This window comes from Paraburkholderia sp. J10-1, assembly GCF_905220165.1.
In the GTDB taxonomy this organism is placed as follows: domain Bacteria; phylum Pseudomonadota; class Gammaproteobacteria; order Burkholderiales; family Burkholderiaceae; genus Paraburkholderia.
In genome coordinates, this window is the sequence record NZ_CAJMYW010000010.1 from 135,208 (window position 1) to 157,111 (window position 21,904).

Annotated in this window: 20 protein-coding genes and 1 pseudogene; 16 read left to right on the forward strand and 5 right to left on the reverse strand. The window is 65.8% G+C overall.

Features of this window, described 5'->3' with window-relative positions; genetic code table 11:
* Positions 1–113 precede the first annotated feature (113 nt).
* Positions 114–995 carry a pirin family protein gene (locus tag U5A65_RS27775; RefSeq protein WP_321934237.1) on the forward strand — a complete coding sequence of 294 codons (882 nt, stop codon included), beginning with the start codon at positions 114–116 and terminating at the stop codon, positions 993–995.
* Positions 996–1,111: 116 nt separating this feature from the next.
* A complete protein-coding gene (gene trxA / locus U5A65_RS27780) occupies positions 1,112–1,960 on the forward strand; it encodes a thioredoxin (protein WP_321934238.1) in 849 nt (282 codons plus the stop codon).
* Positions 1,961–2,011: 51 nt separating this feature from the next.
* Here the strand turns inward: trxA and U5A65_RS27785 are convergent, their stop codons facing one another.
* Positions 2,012–3,547, reverse strand: coding sequence for a mannose-1-phosphate guanylyltransferase/mannose-6-phosphate isomerase (locus U5A65_RS27785; protein ID WP_415765725.1), 1,536 nt, complete (start codon positions 3,545–3,547; stop codon positions 2,012–2,014).
* A gap of 717 nt (positions 3,548–4,264) precedes the next feature.
* Here U5A65_RS27785 and U5A65_RS27790 point away from each other — a divergent pair.
* Positions 4,265–4,999, forward strand: coding sequence for a Crp/Fnr family transcriptional regulator (locus tag U5A65_RS27790; RefSeq protein ID WP_321913091.1), 735 nt, complete (start codon positions 4,265–4,267; stop codon positions 4,997–4,999).
* 90 nt (positions 5,000–5,089) lie between these two features.
* Here U5A65_RS27790 and tcdA read toward each other — a convergent pair whose 3' ends face one another.
* A complete protein-coding gene (gene tcdA, locus U5A65_RS27795; protein ID WP_321948547.1) occupies positions 5,090–5,962 on the reverse strand; it encodes a tRNA cyclic N6-threonylcarbamoyladenosine(37) synthase TcdA in 873 nt (290 codons plus the stop codon).
* A 160-nt stretch (positions 5,963–6,122) separates the two neighbouring features.
* Between tcdA and pdxH the strand changes: the two genes are divergently transcribed.
* From pdxH to U5A65_RS27810, 3 genes are all read left to right on the forward strand, one after another.
* On the forward strand, positions 6,123–6,764 hold the full coding sequence (gene pdxH, locus U5A65_RS27800; RefSeq protein WP_321948548.1) for a pyridoxamine 5'-phosphate oxidase: 642 nt from the start codon (positions 6,123–6,125) through the stop codon (positions 6,762–6,764).
* A 162-nt stretch (positions 6,765–6,926) separates the two neighbouring features.
* Positions 6,927–8,141, forward strand: coding sequence for a cyclopropane-fatty-acyl-phospholipid synthase family protein (locus U5A65_RS27805; RefSeq protein WP_321913094.1), 1,215 nt, complete (start codon positions 6,927–6,929; stop codon positions 8,139–8,141).
* A gap of 106 nt (positions 8,142–8,247) precedes the next feature.
* On the forward strand, positions 8,248–9,654 hold the full coding sequence (locus U5A65_RS27810) for a DUF72 domain-containing protein (protein ID WP_321948549.1): 1,407 nt from the start codon (positions 8,248–8,250) through the stop codon (positions 9,652–9,654).
* A 37-nt stretch (positions 9,655–9,691) separates the two neighbouring features.
* On the opposite strand, the gene msrA is transcribed toward U5A65_RS27810, so the two are convergent.
* Entirely contained in the window at positions 9,692–10,240 is a 549-nt protein-coding gene (gene msrA, locus U5A65_RS27815) for a peptide-methionine (S)-S-oxide reductase MsrA (protein ID WP_321913096.1), read from the reverse strand.
* 192 nt (positions 10,241–10,432) lie between these two features.
* On the opposite strand from msrA, the gene U5A65_RS27820 reads away from it, so the two are divergent.
* A complete protein-coding gene (locus U5A65_RS27820; protein ID WP_321913097.1) occupies positions 10,433–10,945 on the forward strand; it encodes a flavin reductase family protein in 513 nt (170 codons plus the stop codon).
* Positions 10,946–10,990: 45 nt separating this feature from the next.
* On the opposite strand, the gene U5A65_RS27825 is transcribed toward U5A65_RS27820, so the two are convergent.
* Positions 10,991–11,497, reverse strand: coding sequence for an Lrp/AsnC family transcriptional regulator (locus U5A65_RS27825; RefSeq protein WP_028202039.1), 507 nt, complete (start codon positions 11,495–11,497; stop codon positions 10,991–10,993).
* Between the two features lie 130 nt (positions 11,498–11,627).
* Between U5A65_RS27825 and kynB the strand changes: the two genes are divergently transcribed.
* From kynB to kynA, 3 genes are read left to right on the forward strand one after another with little or no spacing between them, the layout of a single operon-like run.
* Entirely contained in the window at positions 11,628–12,257 is a 630-nt protein-coding gene (gene kynB / locus U5A65_RS27830; RefSeq protein ID WP_321948550.1) for an arylformamidase, read from the forward strand.
* A gap of 51 nt (positions 12,258–12,308) precedes the next feature.
* The gene (kynU, locus tag U5A65_RS27835; RefSeq protein ID WP_321948551.1) at positions 12,309–13,559 is read left to right on the forward strand and encodes a kynureninase; all 1,251 of its coding nucleotides are present in this window, start codon (positions 12,309–12,311) and stop codon (positions 13,557–13,559) included.
* A gap of 10 nt (positions 13,560–13,569) precedes the next feature.
* Positions 13,570–14,532 carry a tryptophan 2,3-dioxygenase gene (gene kynA / locus U5A65_RS27840; protein WP_321948552.1) on the forward strand — a complete coding sequence of 321 codons (963 nt, stop codon included), beginning with the start codon at positions 13,570–13,572 and terminating at the stop codon, positions 14,530–14,532.
* A 75-nt stretch (positions 14,533–14,607) separates the two neighbouring features.
* On the opposite strand, the gene purM is transcribed toward kynA, so the two are convergent.
* On the reverse strand, positions 14,608–15,669 hold the full coding sequence (gene purM / locus U5A65_RS27845) for a phosphoribosylformylglycinamidine cyclo-ligase (protein WP_321948553.1): 1,062 nt from the start codon (positions 15,667–15,669) through the stop codon (positions 14,608–14,610).
* Between the two features lie 296 nt (positions 15,670–15,965).
* Between purM and hda the strand changes: the two are divergent.
* The 6 genes and pseudogenes from hda to panB all read left to right on the forward strand — a co-directional run.
* Positions 15,966–16,706: pseudogene (gene hda, locus U5A65_RS27850) on the forward strand (DnaA regulatory inactivator Hda); the annotation flags it as partial.
* A gap of 608 nt (positions 16,707–17,314) precedes the next feature.
* Complete coding sequence (locus tag U5A65_RS27855) at positions 17,315–18,001, forward strand: HAD family hydrolase (RefSeq protein ID WP_321913102.1); 687 nt, start codon at positions 17,315–17,317, stop codon at positions 17,999–18,001.
* Complete coding sequence (gene pcnB, locus U5A65_RS27860) at positions 17,998–19,629, forward strand: polynucleotide adenylyltransferase PcnB (protein WP_321913103.1); 1,632 nt, start codon at positions 17,998–18,000, stop codon at positions 19,627–19,629. The genes U5A65_RS27855 and pcnB overlap by 4 nt, the downstream gene beginning before the upstream one ends.
* Positions 19,630–19,701: 72 nt before the next feature.
* Positions 19,702–20,241, forward strand: coding sequence for a 2-amino-4-hydroxy-6-hydroxymethyldihydropteridine diphosphokinase (folK, locus tag U5A65_RS27865; RefSeq protein ID WP_321913104.1), 540 nt, complete (start codon positions 19,702–19,704; stop codon positions 20,239–20,241).
* Complete coding sequence (locus U5A65_RS27870; protein ID WP_321948554.1) at positions 20,238–20,930, forward strand: deoxynucleoside kinase; 693 nt, start codon at positions 20,238–20,240, stop codon at positions 20,928–20,930. The genes folK and U5A65_RS27870 overlap by 4 nt, the downstream gene beginning before the upstream one ends.
* A gap of 84 nt (positions 20,931–21,014) precedes the next feature.
* Entirely contained in the window at positions 21,015–21,830 is an 816-nt protein-coding gene (gene panB / locus U5A65_RS27875) for a 3-methyl-2-oxobutanoate hydroxymethyltransferase (protein ID WP_321913106.1), read from the forward strand.
* Positions 21,831–21,904 lie beyond the last annotated feature (74 nt).

The following is a 21,904-nucleotide window of genomic DNA, read 5'->3' on the forward strand; positions in this document are numbered from 1 at the left end:
GGGAACACCGGCGTTAGAATGAGCGCCAGCCTCGCGCGCGGCCTGTCCCGCGCGCCGATTTCGCCCACTAGCTGGCCCAACACGGGCACCGTACGACTCATCCAGGAAGCATCATGTCCTCATCGATCAAAGCGGTTCTCAAGCCTCATCAACGCGACATCGGCAATCTCTATGTGCGGCGCGTGCTGCCCGCGCTCGCCGCACGCCTCGTCGGCCCGTTCATCTTCTTCGACCACATGGGCCCCGCCACGCTCGCTCCGGGCTCGGGCGTCGATGTGCGCCCGCATCCGCATATCGGGCTCGCCACGGTCACCTACCTGTTCGACGGCGCGCTCATGCATCGCGACAGCATCGGTTCGAGCCAGAAGATCGTGCCAGGCGACGTGAACTGGATGACGGCCGGACGCGGCATCGTCCACTCCGAGCGCACGCCCGACGAGGACCGCGCCACCGGCCTCACCATGCACGGCATCCAGACCTGGGTGGCGCTGCCGCTCGATCACGAAGACACCGAGCCGTCGTTCTTCCATCACGCCGCCGCCACACTGCCCGAAATCGAGCGCAATGGCGTGACGATGCGCGTGATCGCCGGCACGGCGTTCGGCGCGACCGCGCCGGTCGAGACCTTCTCCGGCACGCTTTACGTCGCCGCAGATTTCGCGCCGGGCAGCGCAATCGCGCTCGACGCGGAGCACGAAGAGCGCGGCGTCTATCTCGTGGAAGGCGATCTCGCGATCGACGGCACGCCGCTCGAACAGCACAGCATGGCCGTGCTGGTGCCGGGCGAAACCGTCACGCTCTCGAGCACGAATGGCGCCCGCGTGATGCTGCTCGGCGGGGAAAAGCTCGAAGGCGAGCGCTTCATCGAATGGAACTTCGTCGCAAGCTCGCGCGAGAAGATCGAAGCCGCGAAAGAAGCATGGACGCGCCAGGAAATGGGGCATGTTCCCGGCGAAACGGAATGGATTCCGCTGCCGGAAAAGAAGCCGCGCTGAGGCTCCGCTAAGGCTCCCGCTGGGGCTCAACACGGCTCGCCGCGTACAGAGGACGATTGAAACCTGCACGTTTCGTCCCCAACTAGCGGCATAACGGATTTCTCAACGAGGATGCAATGGACACCACTCTCGCCACTTTCGAAAAAGACGTGATCGAAGCGTCGGCGCTCGCGCCGGTGCTGGTCGACTTCTGGGCGCCCTGGTGCGGCCCTTGCAAGAGCCTCGGCCCGATGCTCGAAAAGCTCGAGGCCGACTACGCGGGCAAATGGAAGCTCGTGAAGGTGAACGTCGACGAAAACCAGGAGCTTGCCGCGCATTTCGGCGTGCGCAGCATTCCGCACGTCGTGGCATTCGCCGACCGCCAGGCGGTGGATCAGTTCGTTGGCGTGCTGCCCGAAGGCCAGCTGCGCCAGTTCCTCGACGGCCTGATCCCCGACGGCGCCGACGCCGCGCGCCGCGCCGCGCAGGAAGCACTGGCCGAAGGCCGCCGCGACGAAGCCTATGAAGCGCTGCAGGCCGCGCTCGCGTTCGATCCGGGCAACGACGAAGTGCGCATGGACCTGATCGAGATGCTGCTCGCCGACAACCGCGCCGACGAAGCGCAAAAGGAAGTCGAGCTGCTTTCGCCCAAGACCACGCAGGGTATCGACGCGCGCTTCAACGCGCTCAAGACTCGCCTCGACGCGCTCGACGCCGCCGCCGACCTGCCGCCCACCGACGCGCTCGAAGCCCAGGTGGCCGCCAACCCCGCCGACCTCGAAGCGCGCTTCGATCTGGCGAATGCGCTGATTGCCCGGCGCAAGTATGCGGGCGCGCTCGAGCATCTGCTGGAGATCGTGAAGCGCGACCGCGCGTTCCGCGACGACGCGGGCCGCAAGACCATGCTTTCCGTGTTCGATCTCGCGGCGCATCAGCCGCAGCTCGTAAGCGAGTGGCGGCGCAAGTTGAGCGCAACGCTGAACTGATCTCGCGCAGGGCGAGGACGCCCCGTGCGTCCTCGCACGACGTTCAGTCAGCTATGCCTGAACACGACCGTACTGGTCATCGAAGCGCACGATGTCGTCCTCTCCGAGATAGCAGCCCGACTGCACCTCGATGATCTCGAGCGCCGTCTTGCCGGGGTTCTCGAGCCGGTGGGTCATGCCGAGCGGAATATAGGTCGATTCGTTCTCTGAGAGCAGGAGCACCTCGTCGCCGCGTGTGACGCGGGCCGTACCGCGCACCACGGTCCAGTGCTCGGCGCGGTGGTGATGCATCTGCAGCGAGAGCCGACCACCCGGCTTCACGACAATGCGCTTGACCTGGAAGCGCTCGCCCTGATCGACCGAGTCGTACCAGCCCCACGGGCGCTCCACGCGCCGGTGCTGGCGCGCCACCTCGCTATGCTGCGCCTTGAGCTTCGCGACCACTGACTTGACGTCCTGAACGCGCTCTTTCGCGACAACGAGCACGGCGTCCGCCGTTTCGACCACCACCATGCCTCGCACGCCCACGCAGGCAACGAGCCGGCCGTCCGAATGCACGAAGGTATCCGTCGCATCCTCGAATAGCACGCGCCCGCGCGCGACGTTACCATTCTCATCCTTCTCCGAGACCTGCCACAGGGCATCCCACGCCCCGACGTCCGACCAGCCGGAGCGAAGCGGCACGACCACGCCCGCGAGCCGCGCATTCACGCCGACCGACTCCATCACCGCGTAATCGATCGAATCGGATGGACAGGCGGCGAGCGCGTCGCGGTTCAAGTGGACGGTGCCGTCGGCGTCGACGGCGGCGCTTTCAAATGCCGCCGAGCACTGCGCCGCAATGAGCGGCCGGCTATGCGCGATCGCCGCGAGCCAGACCGATGCGCGCACAACGAAAATCCCACTGTTCCATAGATAGTTGCCCGAGGCCACATAGCTCGCCGCGCGCTGCGCATCGGGCTTCTCGACAAAATGCTCGATGCTGCGCGCCCCGCTGCTGCCAAGCGGCAATCCCGCGCCGATGTAGCCATAGCCCGTTTCGGCACGTTGCGGCGGCACGCCGAGCGTGACGATGGCGCCACGCGCCGCATGCGTCACGGCTTCTTCGAGCGCGGCAGCGAACGCGGCGCCATCGGCGATCAGATGGTCTGCGGGCATTGCAACGAGCACGGGATCGCCGTCGCGGCTCGCGGCAAGGGCCACCGCCGTCAGTGCGGGCGCCGTGTTGCGTGCGAGCGGCTCCAGCACGAAGCGTGCTGCCATGCCACTGCGTCCGAGACGATCAGCGGTCAGATGGCGCAGGTCCTCGCTGCTCACGACGAACGGCGCAGCCTTGCGAACCGCAGTGTGCGATTCAGGCAGTGAGACGGCGCTGCGCAGAAACACGCCGTCGAGGCGCCGCACGGTCGCCTCTAGCAGCGACTCGCCATCGAGCAGATCGATCAGCTGCTTGGGACAGTATTCGCGCGAAAGCGGCCATAGCCGCGTGCCGGAACCGCCCGCCAGCACCACGGGCTGAACGACTAGCTCGGCTTCGCCTTCGTTGGCGGCGGCCATCAGGCCCGCAGATGTCACGTCATTGTTCATCTGGATCACTCCCCCGTAGCAATGCGCCTGGTCTCGTATGTATTCGCGTACGGGTGACATTTGAACAAGACACGCCGCGCGAATCTGTACGCGCAGCCACATTGATCGCCGGGGCCATCACGAAATTTTTCGGCGAGACGCAGGCGCAGCCGTCGTTATGTGCGGCAGCGCACGAAGCACAAAGATGGCTGCGCGACGTGATGTTTCACATCCGAACGTTTTTGCGAGAGTGTCAGTGCAGCACCAACAGAGTTGAATCAAAACCGCTTCGCTTCAGAGGCCGGTGCACAACGCCCTCCAGGCCTTGGCTCAACGATGTTTCAAGGAGGACTCATTTCCGTCCAGCCGCATACAGAACGACAATATCAAAATAAATCAATGAGTTAGCGACAATAAACTTCTGTTGATTGGCAAGTGGCGCCGCACGGATGCTGTACAGAACTGAAACAATAATGCGGCAATTGGTCGTCCTGGAAATTGCTCGCACCGCGCGAACCCGCAAGCGTTCTCACTTTTGCCGCTGCTGGCACAACCCCTGCTAAGTAGAGTTCGCCACCGAGGCGTAGATGCCGACAATCGAGATCGGAAAGCGCTATGGGGCTCATGGGGCCGGCGCAACGAACGTATAGCCGTACGGGTAACGGCGATAACAACAAGTTCGGAGACCGGAGTCAGAAAAAACAGGGGGCGGCACGCCGCTTCACGCGAGGACCAATCATGTTGACCCTTCAATCTGATCTGCACGGCAATCATCTGCTGGGCGCACTTCCGTCGCACGAGTGGCAGGCGCTCGCGCCCCACCTCGAACTTGTTCAGCTGCGCACTGAACAACTGCTCTGCGATTGTGGCCAGCGTATTCATCACGTGTACTTTCCGACGACGGCAGTCATCTCGATGCTCTCGACAATGGAGGATGGCAGCTCCGTCGAAATTGCAGCCGTGGGCCGCGAAGGCATGACCGGTGTGCCGGTGCTGACGGGAGGCGAAACCATGCCGAACCGCGTGCAGGTGCAAAGCTCTGGCTTCGCTTACCGTATTAGCGCACAGGCGCTCAAGCAGCAGTTCGCGCGCTCAGACCTCCTGCGCCGCGTCACGCTGCTTTACATGCATGCACTCCTCACGCAAGTCGCGCAGACGGCCGCGTGCAACCGTCACCACTCGCTCAGCAAGCAGCTGTGCCGGTGGCTGCTGATCGAAGTGGATCGCGTCGACTCGTACGATCTGAGCGTCACGCAACAACTGATCGCCGACATGCTCGGCGTGCGCCGCGAAGGCATCACCGAAGCGGCCGGCAAGCTGCACGACGAAGGCCTGATCCATCACAGCCGCGGCAAGATCCGCGTGCTGGACCGTGAGCGCCTCGAAGCGCGCGCCTGCGAGTGCTATGGTCTCGTACGCCGCGAGTTCGATCGTCTGCTGCCGCGCCTGCACGAGGCGGAAGCCGTCGAATAAGGCGGCCCACTCGCGGCTCGTTCGCTTTCCAGGGCTACAAAAAAAGCGTGCCTCACGAGGCACGCTTTCTTGCGTTCGGGCGGCCCGGATTCAACGCCCGTTGGCCTGATGCGCCAACGTTCGGAGCACGTACGAAGCCGCTGCAAAGCCAAAGCTCGCCGTCACGCACACGCTCGAACCGAAGCCCGCGCAGTTCAGCCCCACCGGACCGTGATGCCCCGGCGACGTGGTCACGTGCTCGGCCTCGGCGTCGATATCGCACACGGCGGCTTCGGGATAGATGAGCGGTTCGTCCGAATACACGGCGCTCACCTTGAACTTCGCCTTCGGACCGCGCGGAAAGCCGTGCTGCTTGCGCAACTGGCCGCGCACCTTGGACAGCAGCGGGTCCTGGATCGTGAGCGCGAGATCGTCGATGCGAATCCGCGTGGGGTCGAGCTGCCCGCCCGCGCCGCCCACCGTGATGAGCGGCACGCGGTGTTCGACGCACCAGGCGATCAGTGCGGTCTTGGTGCGCACGCTGTCGATGGCGTCGATCACGTAGTCGAAGCCGCCGCCCAGCAGCTCGGCGAAGTTCGACGGCTCGACGAAATCCTCGACGAGACGCGCGTCGCAGGCCGGGTCGATGAGCTTGATGCGCTCGGCCATGGCCTCAACCTTCGGCTTGCCGTAGTTGCCGTCGAGCGCGTGGATCTGGCGGTTGGTGTTGCTCTCGGCCACGTTGTCGAGGTCGATCAGCGTGAGCTTGCCGATCGCGCTGCGCGCGAGCGCTTCGGCGGCCCATGAGCCCACGCCGCCAATGCCGATCACGGCAACGTGGGCGCGCTCGAACGCGTCGAGCGCGGGTGCGCCATAAAGCCGCGCGATTCCGCCGAATCGGCGGGCGCGGTCGGCAACATCGTCGGCAGGGCTCGCGGTAAGATCGACGGAGCCGGCGGCAGGGGAAATCGGGGTACTGGACATGACGGTAGGCAAACGTAAGCGGACCTCGGACCGGTCACACGCTGCTGTCGCGGTCCTTGCAAGACCCGTATTTTGCCTGATCGCGCCAAACGAGGCCGAGTGCCCCTTGCTTGCCCACCTGTTCGATAGACTCCTCCGCTTTGAAGCGTTTGCATAAAAAATGACATCCCTCGCCGATCTCCGCAAGACTTACTCGCTCGGCTCGCTCGACGCCGCCGACGTCGAGCCCGATCCGATCCGCCAGTTCCAGACCTGGTTCGCCCAGGCGCTCGACGCGAAGCTGCCCGAGCCCAACGCCATGACGGTCGCCACTGTCGACGCGCAAGGCCGCCCGGCCGCCCGCATCCTGCTCATCAAGGGCGTGGACGAGCGCGGCTTCGTGTTCTTCACGAACTACGAGAGCCGCAAGGGCCGCGAACTGAGCGCGAATCCGCATGCGGCGCTGCTCTTTCACTGGATCGAGCTGGAGCGCCAGGTGCGCATCGAGGGCACGGTCGAACTCACGAGCGTGGAGGAAAGCGACGCCTACTTCAACTCGCGCCCGCTCGGCTCGCGCATTGGCGCGTGGGCCTCGGAGCAGAGCACGGTGATCGCGAACCGCGAGACGCTCGAAGCACGCGAGCGCGAAATCGTCGCGCAGTACGGCGACGCGCCGCCGCGCCCGCCGCATTGGGGCGGCTACCGGCTCGTGCCGGAAGCGATCGAGTTCTGGCAGGGCCGGCCGTCGCGGCTGCACGACCGTATCCGCTACACGCGTGAGCGCGCGAGTGCTCCGTGGACGATCGAGCGCCTCGCCCCCTGATCTCATTTGCGCGGCGTGCTGCACTCGCGCCGCGCCCACCTTGTTTTCGTCTCACCGCTTTAGCTTCGCGTCATTCAGTTCCTCGCTGCCGACATACATCAAGCATCGCAATTCGCTTTTGTCATTGGGCTTCAATCGTTCATCTGACAGGGAGAGAAACGCATGTTCTGGGAGAAAAAACTCGCACAGTGGGCAGAAGAAGTGCGCAGCAAGGCCAACCTGCCCGCCCGCCTCGTGCTCTGGAGCGGGCAGCAATACGACTTCGGCCACTTCACCGCGCCTCGGGTCACGCTCAAGGTCAATAGCGCTTCTGCTCTGCCGCTCCTGCTCACGCCGAGCCTCGACAATCTCGGCGAGGCCTACGTGAAGGGCAAGATCGACATCGAAGGCAAGCTCGCCGACATCATCAACATCAGCTACTCGCTCGCACGCAACACCGTCACGAGCGCCGGCAAGCTCGCGCGCGTGCGCCGCTATTTCACGCATTCGAAGTCCACGGACAAACAGGCGATCCAGTACCACTACGACGTCTCGAACGAGTTCTACAAGCTCTGGCTCGACGAGAACATGGTCTATTCGTGCGCCTACTTCGAGAACGGCGATGAAGACCTCGCGACCGCCCAGCTCAAGAAAATCGACCACATCCTCACCAAGATCCAGGTGCAGGAAGGCCAGACGCTGCTCGATATCGGCTGCGGATGGGGCGCGCTCGTGCTGCGCGCGGCGCAGAAGTTCGGCGCGCGCTGCGTGGGCGTGACGCTCTCGCAGAACCAGTTCGATCTCGCCACCGCGCGCGTGAAGGCCGCGGGTCTGGAAAAGCGCATCGAGATCCGGCTGCAGGACTATCGCGATGTGCAGGGCCAGTTCGACCGCATCACGAGCGTGGGGATGTTCGAGCACGTCGGGCGCAAGAATCTGCCGGGCTATTTCCGCAAGGTCCACGACCTGCTCGCCGACGACGGCGTCGCCATGAATCACGGCATTACTTCGTCGGACGCCGACTCGGGCGAAACGGCGCTCGGCGGCGGCGAGTTCATCGACCGCTACGTGTTCCCCGACGGCGAGCTGCCGCACATCGGCCTCGCGCTCGAAGCGGCGCAGCGCGGCGGCCTCGAAGCGGTTGACGTGGAGAGCTTGCGCCGTCACTATGCGCACACGCTCGATTTGTGGGCGGAGAATTTCGAGGCGCGCGCCGAGGAAGCGAAACAGCTCGTCGACGACGAGAAGTTCCGCATCTGGCGCGTTTATCTGGCGGGTTGCGCGTACGCGTTCGAGCACGACGACGTGTCGATCTTCCAGATCGTCTGCCGCAAGGCCGGCCGCAGCGCGACAACGCTGCCGTGGTCGCGCCGGTATATGTACGAGAAGCCGCTCTGACGCGGGCGGCGGCGCGGTTCGCCGCGCCGCCGGCGCATCGACTGTCCCCGCAGTTGCGCCCGACTCAGGCGGCTTCGCCCAACGACCGCCATCAAGACGCCACTGCATGAACGATCGCGACGACGGCCACGACCTGTTTGGCGACATGAAGATTGGGTCGGCCAACGAACCCGGACTCGACGCCGCACGCCCGGCTGCGCGCCCGGTCGCACGCCACAACACGCCGAAAGCCGAAGCCCGCGCCGAGCCGCAACCCGACTTGTTCGGCTTTTCGGCGCCGGTGCCTGCGCCAAAGCCCGCCGCGAAATCCGCGAGCCAGCGCCCCGCCCGCGCCACGCGCGACGATGACGCCGCAGTCGAAGCGCGCGATGAAGGCGAGCCGCGCCCTAAATCACCGAAGAAGCCTGCGCCCAGCAGCGACGCCCCCAAGCGCCGCGGCCGCGGCGTGCTGCCCGCCGTGGCCACGCAAGACACGCTCGACGTCGCCGCCGCGCTGCCTGCGAGCGTGCGGCTCGGCACCTCGTCGTGGTCGTTTCCCGGCTGGCGCGGCATTGTCTACGGCGAGGACTACAGCCAGTCCAAGCTCGCCCGCGACGGCCTCTCGGCCTACGGCGCGCATCCGCTGCTGCGCTCGGTCAGCATCGACCGCTCGTTTTACGCGCCGCTCACCGTCACCGATTACCTGCGCTACGCACAGCAGGTGCCGGACCACTTCCGCTTCATCGCCAAGGCGCCGGCGCTCGTCACCGACGCCAGTGTGCGCGGCGAACGTGGCGAGCCTGTCTCGGCGAACCCGTGCTTTCTCAATGCGGAGATGGCTGCGCGCGAATTCGTCGAGCCGTGCCTCGCAGGGCTTGGCAACAAGGCAGGCGCGCTCGTGTTCCAGTTCCCGCCGCTGCCCGATCAGCTGCTGGCCGACCCGGCGGTGTTCGTCGAACGGCTGACCGCCTTCCTCGCCGCGCTGCCGCCCCTGCCCAAACCACCCGATCCCTGCGCAGCCGGCGACGGTCCCTGCTACGCCGTCGAGATTCGCGACGCGATCCTGCTCACGCCGCGCTTCGTGCGCACGCTGCGCGCCGCGGGCGTGCGCTACTGCGTGGGCCTGCACGCCCGCATGCCGGACCCGCTGCGCCAGGCCGCCGCGCTCGCGCTGATGGACGGCGAAGCGCCGGCCGGCCCGCTGATCGTGCGCTGGAGCCTGCATAGCGGCTTCAAGTACGAACAGGCGAAGGCGCGCTACGAGCCGTTCGACAAGCTGGTGGACGAAGACCCGCACACGCGCGTTACGCTCGCGGAACTCGCCGCACGCTACGCGATGGCGGGCCAGCCCGTGCTGATCACGACGAACAACAAGGCGGAAGGATCGGCACCGCTCACGTGCGCGAAGCTCGCGCGGGCGATTGCGGAAGAGATGGAACGCTTACGCGGGGAAATGGCGCCGGAAGCCGCGCACGACGCGACGCCGGACGACGCATCGCCCGGCGCGCAGGAAGAAGAACAAAACGAAGACTGACGCGCGCGGTATCGAAACCTCGCGCGCCAGCTCGCGCTTATTCCGGCTTGAGCCGGTGCGCGAACTTCTGGCGGAATTTCGCGACCTTCGGCGCGACCACGAACGAGCAATAGCCCTGGTTCGGGTGTTGCGCGAAGTAGTTCTGGTGGTACGCCTCGGCGGGGAAATAGTTGCCGTCGAGCGGCAGCACCTGGGTGACGATCTTGCCGTCGTACACGCCCTCGGCGGCCAGTTCGCGAATCGCCTGCTCGGCCGTTTCGCGCTGCGCCTCGGAGTGCGTGAAGATCACCGAGCGGTATTGCGTGCCCACGTCGTTGCCCTGGCGGTTCAGCTGCGTGGGATCGTGAATCGCGAAAAAGATGTCGAGAATCTCGCGATAGCTGATCTTCGCGGGATCGAAGTCCACCTTCACGACCTCGGCGTGACCGGTCTCGCCGTCGCAGACCTGCTCGTAGCTCGGGTTCGCCGCGTGGCCGCCCGCGTAGCCCGACTCCACGGCATTGACGCCCTCCACGCGCAGATACACCGCCTCCAGGCACCAGAAGCATCCGCCGCCCAGGGTGGCCGTTTCGACTGTCTGACTCATGCTGTTCGCTCCTTTGATCGTGATTGCGGACGCGGTTACGGGCCTCGCCTCGGACACTACCGCGCGGTGCCCCGCGCGACCCGCCATCCGCCGCTTCCGCTAAAATTGTGACAATTCGCCGAATTTCCACATGACGTTGATCCCGATTTCTGCTCCCGCCGCCGCGCGCGCGGCCCGTGAAGGCCTGCCCCGATGACCCGCCGCGCCAGCCCGCCCAACTTCGACGACGGCGCATTTCGCCGTGCGCTTGGCCAGTTCGCCACCGGCGTGACCGTAATCACGACGCGCGCGCCCGACGGCACGCTCATCGGCATTACGGCCAGCTCGTTCAACTCGGTCTCGCTCAATCCGCCGCTCGTGCTGTGGAGTCTCGCCACGCGCTCGGCTTCCATGCCCGTGTTCCGCTCGAACAGCCATTATGTGATCAATGTGCTCGCCGCGTCGCAGCTCGACCTGTGCAAGCGTTTTGCGACCGTGAAGGGCGACCGCTTCGAGGGTGTCTCGCACGCGGCCAGCGACACCGGCATGCCCGTGCTGGACGGCGCGATCGCGTGGTTCGAGTGCCACAACCGCAGCCGCTACGACGAAGGCGACCACGTGATTTTCGTCGGAGAAGTGGAACGCTGCGGCGTGCGCGAAGACGGCACCGACGCTTCGCCGCTCGTGTTCCACGGCGGCGCGTTCCACCGGCTCCAGTCGCTCTGAAATATCCGATAAGGCGCCGAGTGCGCCTTATTGGCACCCTGCCAGTTACGCCGGCGCGCTCTTGGGCTCGCGCTGCGCGATCAGGTCCACCGGCACGCCCACTTCCACCTTGAGCGTCGTGAGCACGATGTTCGAGCGTATGTCCATCACACCCGGCGCCTTGTACAGCTTGTTGAGCACGAAGTCCGAGTAGTGCTTGAGGTTGTGCGCGAGCACGCGCAGCAGGTAGTGCGTCTCGCCCGTCACCACATACGCCCCCACCACCTCCGGCCAGTCGCGCAGCGCCGTGACGAAACGCTCGTGCCAGCTCTCCTGGTCGTTGCGCATCGACACCTGCACGAAAGCCTCCATCTCGAAGCCGAGAATCTCCCGGTTCAGACTCGCACGGTAACGCTCCACCACGCCCTGCTCCTCGAGCAGCCGCAAACGGCGCAGGCATGCCGATGGCGAGAGCGAAATGCGCTCCGCAAGGTCGAGATTGCTGATCCGCCCCTCGTTCTGTAGCACGGCGAGAATACGGCAATCGGTAGCATCAAGCGAGATTGCGTTCATATTTGGTCTCCATTCCCGTCTTAAGACAAATTATGTGCCAACAACGGGAGTTTGCGGCGTTTTTTTCGCAAGCACATTTCGCGCAGGGTTGCCTATCATTCGAAGCATCAGGAGAGACATCGTCACCGACATGACGCAGATCAAAGACATTTCCCCGCCGATTCACCCTGCAACGCCCGTCTGGCCTGGCGATACGACCGTGAGCGTCGAGCGCGTCTGGCGCATGGAGGCGGGCTCGCCGGTCAACGTCGCGCGCGTGACGCTGTCGCCGCACACCGGCGCGCACACCGACGCCCCGCTGCACTACGACGCCGAAGGCGCGCCGATCGGCGAAGTACCGCTCGACACGTATATCGGTGCGTGCCGCGTGATTCATTGCGTGGGCGCAGCGCCCCTCGTGCTGCCCGAACACGTGGAAGCCGCGCTGCCCGGCATCCCGCCGCGCGTGCTGCTGCGCACCTATGCGCACGCGCCGCAGGACCACTGGGACAGCAAGTTTTGCGCCGTCGCGCCGGAGACGATCGATCTGCTGGCCGCGCACGGCGTGCGTCTCATCGGCATCGACACGCCTTCGCTCGACCCGCAGGAATCGAAGACGATGGACGCGCATCACCGCATCCGCGCGCATGGCATGGCGATCCTCGAAGGCGTCGTGCTCGACGACGTCACGCCCGGCGACTACGAACTGATCGCACTGCCGCTGAAGTTCTCGACGCTAGACGCAAGCCCCGTGCGCGCCGTGCTGCGCGCGTTGCCTTGAGCCGCCGCCGACCCAATCCCCGCTAAACCCGCCACATCACGAAACGCAGACATGAACGACCGCAACGAAGCCCTGGCAGCCGATCGCGCCGATCCGCTCGCCGCCCTGCGCGAGCAATTCACGCTCGCGGCCGGCACCATCTATCTCGACGGCAACTCGCTCGGCGTGCCGCCCTCGGCCTCGGCCGCGCGCGCGCAGGCCGTGATCGGCGGCGAATGGGGCGAAGGCCTCATCCGCAGCTGGAACACGGCGGGCTGGTTCGCCATGCCCAAGCGCCTCGGCAACAAGCTCGCGAAGCTGATCGGCGCGGCCGATGACGAAGTCGTCGTCACCGACACCATCTCGATCAATCTCTTCAAGGCGCTTTCCGCCGCGCTGCGCGTGCAGAACGCGCGCGACCCGAAGCGCCGTGTGATCGTGTCGGAGCGCTCGAACTTTCCGAGCGACCTGTACATCGCGCAAGGGCTCATCGAGCAGCTTGACCGCGGCTATGAACTGCGCCTCGTCGACGATCCTTCCGAGCTGCGCGCCGCCATCCGCGAAGACGTGGCGGTCGCGATGATCACGCACGTGAACTACCGCACGGGCGAGATGCACGACATGCGCGCGCTCACCGAGCATATTCACGCACAAGGCGCGCTCGCACTGTGGGATCTCGCGCATTCGGCGGGCGCCGTGCCCGTCGACCTGAACGGCGCGAACGCCGACTACGCCGTGGGCTGCACGTACAAGTACCTGAACGGCGGCCCCGGCTCGCCCGGCTTCGTGTGGGTGCCCAAGCGCCACCAGAGCGCGTTCTCGCAGCCGCTTTCGGGCTGGTGGGGGCATAAGTCGCCGTTCGAGATGAACCCCGTGTACCGCCCCGACGACGGCATTGCCCGCTACCTCTGCGGCACGCAGCCGATCATTTCGATGGCGCTCGTCGAATGCGGTCTCGACGTGTTCCTGCAAACCGACATGCAGGCCATTCGACGCAAGTCGCTCGCGCTCACCGACCTCTTCATCGAACTGGTCGAGACGCGCTGCAAGGAATACGGCCTCACGCTCGTCACGCCGCGCGAGCACGCGCAGCGCGGCTCGCACGTGAGCTTCGAGCATCCGCACGGTTATGAGGTGATGCAGGCGTTGATCGCGCGCGGCGTGATCGGCGATTATCGCGAGCCGCGCGTGCTGCGCTTCGGCTTCACGCCGCTGTATCTGCGTTACGTCGATGTGTGGGACGCCGTGGAAACGCTGCGCGATGTGCTCGCCACCGAAGCCTGGCGCAAGCCCGAATTCGCCGAGCGCGGCGCGGTGACCTGAGGAGCGGCAGATGAACGATCACATGCAAGTCCCAGGCATGCCCGACGCCGGTGAAACCGCGGGTGCAACCACAGCCGCCGCACGCGGCGGCTGCCCGTTCGGACACGGCGCGGTCGCGCCGACGGCGCAAACGCCCGAACAAGCGGCGCAAGGCGAAGGCTGGCACGACGCGCAACTCGACTTCTCGAAGTCGATGAGCTACGGCGACTACCTCGCGCTCGACGCCGTGCTCAATGCGCAGCACCCGCTCTCGCCCGACCACAACGAGATGCTGTTCATCGTGCAGCATCAAACGAGCGAGCTGTGGATGAAGCTCGCGCTCTACGAGCTGCGCGCGGCACTTGCCAACGTGCATCGCGACGCGCTGCCGCCCGCGTTCAAGCAGCTTGCGCGCGTCTCGCGCATCATGGAGCAGCTCGTGCAGGCGTGGAACGTCCTCTCGACGCTCACGCCCTCCGAGTACACGGCCATGCGGCCGTACCTGGGCGCGTCGTCGGGCTTCCAGTCGTACCAGTACCGGCAGATCGAATTCCTGCTCGGCAACAAGAACGCGCAGATGCTCAAGCCGCACGAGCATCGGGGCGAGATTTTCGAGCAGGTCAAAGCGACGCTCGAAGCGCCCTCGTTCTACGACGAAGTGATTCGCCTGCTCGCGCGGCGCGGCTTTGCCATCGCACCCGAGCGCTTGAACCGTGACTGGTCGCGGCCGACCGAACACGACCCCACGGTCGAGGCGGCGTGGCTCGAGGTGTATCGCAATCCTTCGGAGTACTGGGATTTGTACGAGATGGCCGAAGAACTCGTCGATCTCGAAGACGCGTTCCGTCAATGGCGCTTTCGCCACGTGACGACGGTCGAGCGCATCATCGGCTTCAAGCAAGGCACGGGCGGCACGAACGGCGCGCCGTATCTGCGCAAGATGCTCGACGTCGTGCTGTTCCCCGAGCTTTGGCACGTGCGCACGGTGCTGTAACGCATTTCGCTACGCCCAAACGAAAAATGCCCGCCATCGATGGCGGGCATTTTTTTGCGCGGCAACGCGTGAAGCTTAGATCACCACGGTCTGCGCTTCGCCTTCCTTGCTTTCGCGCACCACGCCGATCTTCCACACTTGCTCGCCCGCAGCGGCCAGGAGCGCGAGCGCCGCATCGGCTTGATCCGCCGCCACGATCACGGCCATGCCGATACCGCAGTTGAATACGCGGTGCATTTCTGCATCGGCCACGCCGCCGTGCTGTTGCAGCCACGTGAAGAGCGGCGGCAGCGGCCATGCCGCGTGATCCAGCTCAGCCGTGAGGCCTTCGCGCAGCACGCGCGGAATGTTCTCGACGAGGCCGCCGCCCGTGATGTGCGCCATGCCCTTCACGGTGATGGTTTCCATCAGCTTGAGCAGCGGCTTCACGTAGATGCGCGTGGGGGCCATCAGCGCGTCGGCGAGCGAGCGGCCGTCGAAGTCGGCGGCGAGGTCAGGCTGTGCGCGCTCGATGATCTTGCGCACGAGCGAGAAACCGTTCGAGTGGATGCCGCTCGAAGCGAGACCGAGCACCACGTCGCCCGGGACGATCGTGCTGCCGTCGATGATCTTGCTCTTTTCGACCGCGCCCACCGCGAAACCGGCCAGATCGTATTCGCCGTCGGGGTACATGCCCGGCATTTCGGCCGTTTCGCCGCCGATCAGCGCGCAGCCCGACAGCTCGCAACCTTGCGCGATGCCCTTCACGACGGTGGCCGCCGTATCGACGTCCAGCTTGCCGCAGGCAAAGTAGTCGAGGAAGAACAGCGGCTCGGCGCCCTGCACGAGGATGTCGTTCACGCTCATCGCGACGAGATCCTGGCCGACCGTGTCGTGTTTGTTCAGATGAAACGCGAGGCGCAGCTTGGTGCCCACGCCGTCGGTGCCCGAGACGAGCACGGGCTCCTTGTACTTCTTCGGCACTTCGAAGAGCGCGCCGAAACCGCCGATGCCGCCCATCACGCCTTCGCGCAGGGTCTTCTTCGCAAAGGGCTTGATGCGGTCGACGAGCGCGTCACCCGCGACCATGTCCACGCCCGCGTCGGCGTAAGAGAGGCCTTGGGGCTGATTAGCGGGGCCGGATTTCGGTTGATTCATGGGGAAGCGCCAGAAGGTCGGTAAAATGCGATTTTAACCGATTGACGGCGCCCCGCCGCCGCGGGTGGAGCGAGATTTGGAACGCGCCTCGCTTGACGCCCCACCACCGGAAACCGAGTTTTGCCGCAGAACACACTGTATTTCGCGCAGTACCCGCGTCGGGCCGCAATCTGGACCGGGATCGCGCTCGCCCTCGGCCACGTGCTGCGGCGCTCGCGGCTCAGTGATCTCCGCAGATCTCAGCGCAGTTCTCGCGAGAGCACGCTTTACTAGAACCGATTCCGTCCAGACACACCGTGCAGCGACAGTTAACGCTCGATCTCGGCACCCCGCCGCCATCGACCTTCGACAACTTCCATATCGGCGCCAACGCCGAGCTGGTCGCGCGCCTGCGCGGTCTGGACGCGGCGCTCACCGCGGGCCCGGTCGCTGATCGCACGTTCTACGTCTGGGGCGAACCGGGCAACGGGCGCAGCCATCTGCTGCACGCGCTCGCCGACGAGGCGCCGCCGGGCCACGTGCGCTATCTGGGCCCGCAAAGCGCGCTGGCCGCGTTCACGTTCGATCCGCGCGTGACGATCTACGCGGTGGACGACTGCGATTCGCTCTCGGGCGCGCAGCAGATCGCGCTCTTCAACCTGTTCAACGAGGTGCGCTCCTACCCGAGCTGCGCGCTCGTCGCGACGGGCAACGCGCCGCCCATGGGTCTCGCCGTGCGCGAGGACCTGCGCACGCGCCTCGGCTGGGGCCTCGTGTTCCACCTCGCGCCGCTCTCCGACGAAGGCAAGGCGGCGATCCTCAAGCTCGCCGCACGCGAGCGCGGCATTGCGCTTGCCGACGACGTGCCCGCCTACCTGCTCACGCACTTCCGGCGCGACATGCCGAGCCTCATGGGCCTGCTCGACGCGCTCGACCGCTTCTCGCTCGAACAGAAGCGCGCGGTGACGCTGCCCCTCTTGCGCACGATGCTCGCCAACGGCGTGGGCGATCTGGTGAGCGTAGCGAGCACGCCGGCGACGGACGATGCGCTTCCCGGTGAAGAACCGGCGCCAACGAACGAAGCGGCACAAGCGGACGAAGCAGACGAAGCAGACGAACGCGACGCGGCTCCGGATGAAGAAATCGTGGCGCAGGCGCAACTCGCCGGTCTCGATGCGCCGACCGCGCCGCCTTCGCCCGCGGCAGAGCCCGACGACGACGCCCAGCCCTACGAAGCGCCGAAAGCACCGGCCCTGCAGGCACGCGCACAGGCGCCCGTGCCCTTCGACAAACCGACCGACAACGTCGAAGGCGAATTAGGGGCCAAATACCGTCACGTCGTCCACAAGGAACTGGGCACGGACCTCAAGGGCGAAGTCGAAGCCGACGTGAGCAACGAAATGACCGGCGAGCTGCGCGGCGATCTCGATCCGCCGGGCGGGAGCGCCGCCAGCGGGGCAAGCGTCGCCGTGAGCACCGGTGAAGCGCCGCAAGAAACATCGGCCCAAGCGCCGGCAACGCCCGATCCGTCCCACGTGCAAGACAGCGAATCGTCCGCCGCAAGCGAGACGCCTCCCGCACCCGAATCCCCCGCGGACCCCGCCGCGCCGACGCCGCCCGCCGGCGGCGGCAACGGCGTCCCCCGCTTCAAGTAAAATGAGCGCCCATGGCTAACCTTGCACTTTTTGACCTCGATCACACCCTGATCCCCACCGACAGCGACCACGAATGGGGCCGCTTCATGGTGAAGCTCGGCATTGTCGACGGCGAGCGCTTTGCGGAGCAAAACGACCGCTTCTATGCCGACTACAAGGCCGGCAAGCTCGACATCCACGCGTACCTCGTCGCCATGCTCACGCCGCTCGCGAAATATTCTCGCGCGCAGTTGAAGGAATGGCACGACCAGTACATGCACGAGGTGATCAAGCCGACCATCCTGCCGAGCGCGGTCGAACTCGTGAAGAAGCACAAGGAAGCGGGCGATCTTTGCTGCGTGGTCACGGCCACCAACGAATTCATCACGGCGCCCATCGCCGAGGTGTTCGGCGTGGACAAGCTGATCGCGTGCGAAGTCGAAACCGTGGACGGCCATCCGGCATCGGCCTTCACCGGCCGCCCGACGGGCACGCCGAGCTACCGCGAAGGCAAGATCGTGCGTGTCGAAGCCTGGCTCGCGTCGCTTGGCAAAAGCTGGTCGGACTTCGAGCACAGCTACTTCTATAGCGACTCGCACAACGACATCCCGCTGCTCGAAAAAGTCACCGACCCGATCGCCACCAACCCCGACGACACCCTGCGCGCTCACGCGCAACAAGCGGGCTGGCGCATCCTCGATTTGTTCCAAGCCCAGTGATCAAGAAACTCATCCGCAAGCTGTTCGGCCAGGACGACGCCGAAGCGGCGCAAGACACCGAAGCCCCCGCCGCCGATCCGCACACGGCCTCGCATGAAGGCGCGGCCGCCGCTGCCGGCGCGACCCGCGCGCGCCGCAAACCGGCCAGCGCGCAGAAGACGTCGAAGCCGCGCGGCAGCAAAGGCGCGCCCGATCCGGCCACGCCCGTCATCCTTTCCGCCGACGTCCACGGCATCAACCCCGCGCTCATCTCGCGCAACGCCGTGCGCGTGACCGAAGGCCTGCAGCAAGCGGGCTTCCGGGCGTTCATCGTGGGCGGCGCGGTGCGCGACCTTCTGCTCGGCGTCGCGCCGAAGGACTTCGACGTGGCCACCGACGCCACGCCCGACCAGGTGCAGAAGCTGTTCCGTCGCGCGCGCATCATCGGCCGGCGCTTCCAGATCGTGCACGTGCAGTTCGGCCAGGAAATCATCGAGGTCTCGACGTTCCGCGCGCTGGTGGACGCCCCGCCCGCCGATGCCGCGCCCGCTCCGGCGCCCGCGAAGCGCATGCGCCGCGACGAGCTCGACCGCAAGACCCACGCCGTCGATGCGAGCGGCCGGGTGCTGCGCGACAACGTCTGGGGCGAGCAGCACGAAGACGCCACGCGCCGCGACTTCACGATCAACGCGATGTACTACGATCCGGCCACGCAGACGGTGCTCGACTATCACAACGGGATGGCCGACATGCGCGCGCGCCTGTTGCGCATGATCGGCGACCCGGCCACGCGCTACCGCGAAGATCCGGTGCGCATGATGCGCGTCGTGCGTTTCGCGGCGAAGCTCGGCTTCGAGATCGAGGAGAACACGCGCGAGCCGATCACGAAACTCGCGGACCTCATCAACAACGTGCCTGCGGCGCGTCTGTTCGACGAAATGCTCAAGCTGCTGCTCTCCGGCCACGCGCTCGAGTGCCTGCGGTGGCTGCGCAAGGAAGGCCTGCATCATGGCCTCCTGCCGCTCCTCGACGTAATTCTCGAGCAGCCGCAGGGTGAGCGTTTCATCACGCTCGCGCTCTCGAACACCGACGCGCGCGTGCGCGCGGGCAAGCCGGTGTCGCCGGGCTTCCTGTTCGCCACGCTGCTTTGGCACGACGTGCAGCAGCGCTGGCAACAGTACACGGCTGCGGGCGAAATCCCGGTGCCGGCGCTGCATCGCGCGATGGACGACGTAATCGACGCGCAAACAGAGAAGCTCGCGATCCATCGCCGCTTCTCGTCGGACATGCGCGAGATCTGGGGCCTGCAGCTGCGCCTTGAAAAGCGAGGCCGCGGCGCGCTCAAGCTGCTGGAACACCAAAGATTTAGAGCAGGGTATGATTTCCTCCTGCTGCGCTGCGAATCGGGCGAACTGGACGCCGAAATCGGCCAATGGTGGACAGACTTCATTTCCGGCGACATCGCCGCGCGCGAGGCGCTGCTCTCGCAGGGCGGCAAGGAACGCTCGCCGCGCAAGCGCCGCCGCCGCGGCGGCGCGAAAAGCCGCAGAACGGGTGAAGGTGCTGCGTCGGAAGCCGACGCAGGCGGTGACGAGCAGGAAGCCAGCAGTGCAGACTATGACGGCCACACCGGTCCGCATGAGGACTGACGCCGTGCGGCGTCGCGGCAAGCCGCGATGCACATGTGTCGAACAGCAACAAAAGTCGCAGGAAGTGAAGCCATGACGGTTGCCTGGCTGGGAATTGGCGCGAATCTGGGGGATGCGCGCCAAACCCTCAAAGACGCGGTGGTGTGCCTCGCACAACAGCACACCCTCACCGTCGTCGCCAAATCGAGTCTGTACCGCACCGCGCCCATCGACGCGGGCGGCGACGACTATTACAACTGCGTCGTGAAGATCGAGACGAGTCTCGACGTTCACGCGCTGCTCGCGCTTTGCCAGCGCGTGGAGCATCACTTCGGCCGGGAGCGTCCCTTTCGCAACGCGCCCCGCACGCTCGACATCGACATCCTGATTTACGGCAGCGCCTCCATCGACGAAACCGACCTTGTCGTGCCGCATCCGCGCATGACGGGCCGCGCATTCGCACTCGTGCCGCTCGTCGAGATCGACCCCGAACTCGTGATTCCGGGTCTGGGGCCTGCCAGCGCGTTTCTCGCCGCCGTGGCCGACCAGCGCATCGAGAAGGTCAAGCCACTGTGCCAGTGCATGGGCACAGCGCCCGCGCCGGACACACCGCCCGCCGGCAACTGCCGATGAGCACGGCCCCCCTGCCCGTCGTCAGCGCGCGCGCCACGCGGCCCGCGGCGCTCCAGTACATCGTCATCGAAGGGCCGATCGGCGCGGGCAAGACCACGCTCGCCACGCGCCTCGCAGAACGCTGGTCGATGCAGACCCTCTTCGAATCGAACGCAGACAATCCGTTTCTGGAACGCGTCTATCGCGACACCGCGCCTTCGTCGCATGCGCTCGCCGCGCAGTTGCATATCGCCTTGCAGCGCGAGCAGCTGTCGCGCGAAGTGGCCATGCGCCGGGCAACGAACGCGCCGCTCGTCACGAACTTCCTCGCCGAACGCAACGACCTCTTCGCACGCCTCACGCTCGCTGAAGACGAACTGCCGCTGTACCGCGCGCTCGCCTCGCGTTTGACTTCGTCCGCGCCTGCACCCGACCTCGTGGTCTACCTGCAGGCGAGCCCCGAGGCGCTCTACGCGCGCATCCAGAAGCGGGCGACACCGCGCGAGCTGCCTATCTCGAGCGCCTTCCTGCGTGCGCTCTGCGACAGCTACAACGATTTTTTCTATCATTACGATCATGCGCCGGTGCTCACCGTCGGCGCGGAACATCTGGATCTGCTCGATTCCGATGCGGACCTCGCGCTCGTTGCCGAACGTATCGAGACGATGCGCGGCCGCAAGGAATCCTTCGTCAAGGGCACGTCGCTATAGCCGTTTCAACGGCTATAGCGACTCGATCGATCGAACGAGCGGCGCAGCCCCTCCCCGTTTTTCCCTTTCCCAACGGATTTCCCCATGACTTACCTGCAGGAAACGAGCCGCAGCGCGGTCACCGTGCCCAAACTCCAGGCCATGCGCGACGCCGGCGAGCGCATCGCCATGCTGACCTGCTACGACGCGAGCTTCTCGGCGCTGTGCGACCGCGCGGGCGTCGATACGGTGCTGATCGGCGACTCGCTCGGCAACGTGCTCCAGGGCCACAGCACGACGCTGCCCGTCACTATCGACGACATCGCGTATCACACGGCGTGTGTGGCGCGTGTGCAAACCAAGGCGCTGATCGTTGCAGACCTGCCGTTCGGCACCTTCGGCACGCCCGAAGACGCGTTCGCGAACTCGGTGAAACTCATGCGCGCCGGTGCGCAGATGGTGAAGATCGAGGGCGGCGAGTGGCTCGCGCCCACGGTGAAGATGCTCGTGGAGCGCGCCGTGCCCGTGTGCGCGCACATCGGCCTTACGCCCCAGTCGGTGCATGCCTTCGGCGGCTTCAAGGTGCAGGGCAAGAGCGATGCGGCCGCCACCCAGCTGATTCGCGACGCACTCGCGCTGCAGGACGCGGGCGCTCAACTCGTGGTGATCGAGGCCGTGCCCGCGGGGCTCGGTGCGGAAGTCACGAAGCAGTTGCGCATTCCGACGATCGGCATTGGCGCGGGCGTGGACTGCTCGGGCCAGGTGCTCGTGCTGCACGACATGCTCGGCATTTTCCCCGGCAAGCGGCCGCGCTTCGTGAAGGATTTCATGGCCGGTCAGCCCGATATCGAATCGGCTGTACGCGCGTATGTGCAGGCGGTGAAGGAAGGCACGTTCCCTGGCCCGGAACACGTGTTCTGATCCGGCGATTTTGCTTCGCAGAAAAAAAAGCGCGCTCCAGATTGAGCGCGCTTTTTATATGGTGCGTGCTACGG

Excerpts from the sequence above, each read along its gene's own strand:
- U5A65_RS27775 (WP_321934237.1), top strand. The coding sequence starts at position 114 with ATGTCCTCATCGATCAAAGCGGTTCTCAAGCCTCATCAACGCGACATC.
- trxA (WP_321934238.1), top strand. The coding sequence starts at position 1,112 with ATGGACACCACTCTCGCCACTTTCGAAAAAGACGTGATCGAAGCGTCG.
- U5A65_RS27785 (WP_415765725.1), bottom strand. The coding sequence starts at position 3,547 with ATGAACAATGACGTGACATCTGCGGGCCTGATGGCCGCCGCCAACGAA.
- U5A65_RS27790 (WP_321913091.1), top strand. The coding sequence starts at position 4,265 with ATGTTGACCCTTCAATCTGATCTGCACGGCAATCATCTGCTGGGCGCA.
- tcdA (WP_321948547.1), bottom strand. The coding sequence starts at position 5,962 with ATGTCCAGTACCCCGATTTCCCCTGCCGCCGGCTCCGTCGATCTTACC.
- pdxH (WP_321948548.1), top strand. The coding sequence starts at position 6,123 with ATGACATCCCTCGCCGATCTCCGCAAGACTTACTCGCTCGGCTCGCTC.
- U5A65_RS27805 (WP_321913094.1), top strand. The coding sequence starts at position 6,927 with ATGTTCTGGGAGAAAAAACTCGCACAGTGGGCAGAAGAAGTGCGCAGC.
- U5A65_RS27810 (WP_321948549.1), top strand. The coding sequence starts at position 8,248 with ATGAACGATCGCGACGACGGCCACGACCTGTTTGGCGACATGAAGATT.
- msrA (WP_321913096.1), bottom strand. The coding sequence starts at position 10,240 with ATGAGTCAGACAGTCGAAACGGCCACCCTGGGCGGCGGATGCTTCTGG.
- U5A65_RS27820 (WP_321913097.1), top strand. The coding sequence starts at position 10,433 with ATGACCCGCCGCGCCAGCCCGCCCAACTTCGACGACGGCGCATTTCGC.
- U5A65_RS27825 (WP_028202039.1), bottom strand. The coding sequence starts at position 11,497 with ATGAACGCAATCTCGCTTGATGCTACCGATTGCCGTATTCTCGCCGTG.
- kynB (WP_321948550.1), top strand. The coding sequence starts at position 11,628 with ATGACGCAGATCAAAGACATTTCCCCGCCGATTCACCCTGCAACGCCC.
- kynU (WP_321948551.1), top strand. The coding sequence starts at position 12,309 with ATGAACGACCGCAACGAAGCCCTGGCAGCCGATCGCGCCGATCCGCTC.
- kynA (WP_321948552.1), top strand. The coding sequence starts at position 13,570 with ATGAACGATCACATGCAAGTCCCAGGCATGCCCGACGCCGGTGAAACC.
- purM (WP_321948553.1), bottom strand. The coding sequence starts at position 15,669 with ATGAATCAACCGAAATCCGGCCCCGCTAATCAGCCCCAAGGCCTCTCT.
- U5A65_RS27855 (WP_321913102.1), top strand. The coding sequence starts at position 17,315 with ATGGCTAACCTTGCACTTTTTGACCTCGATCACACCCTGATCCCCACC.
- folK (WP_321913104.1), top strand. The coding sequence starts at position 19,702 with ATGACGGTTGCCTGGCTGGGAATTGGCGCGAATCTGGGGGATGCGCGC.
- U5A65_RS27870 (WP_321948554.1), top strand. The coding sequence starts at position 20,238 with ATGAGCACGGCCCCCCTGCCCGTCGTCAGCGCGCGCGCCACGCGGCCC.
- panB (WP_321913106.1), top strand. The coding sequence starts at position 21,015 with ATGACTTACCTGCAGGAAACGAGCCGCAGCGCGGTCACCGTGCCCAAA.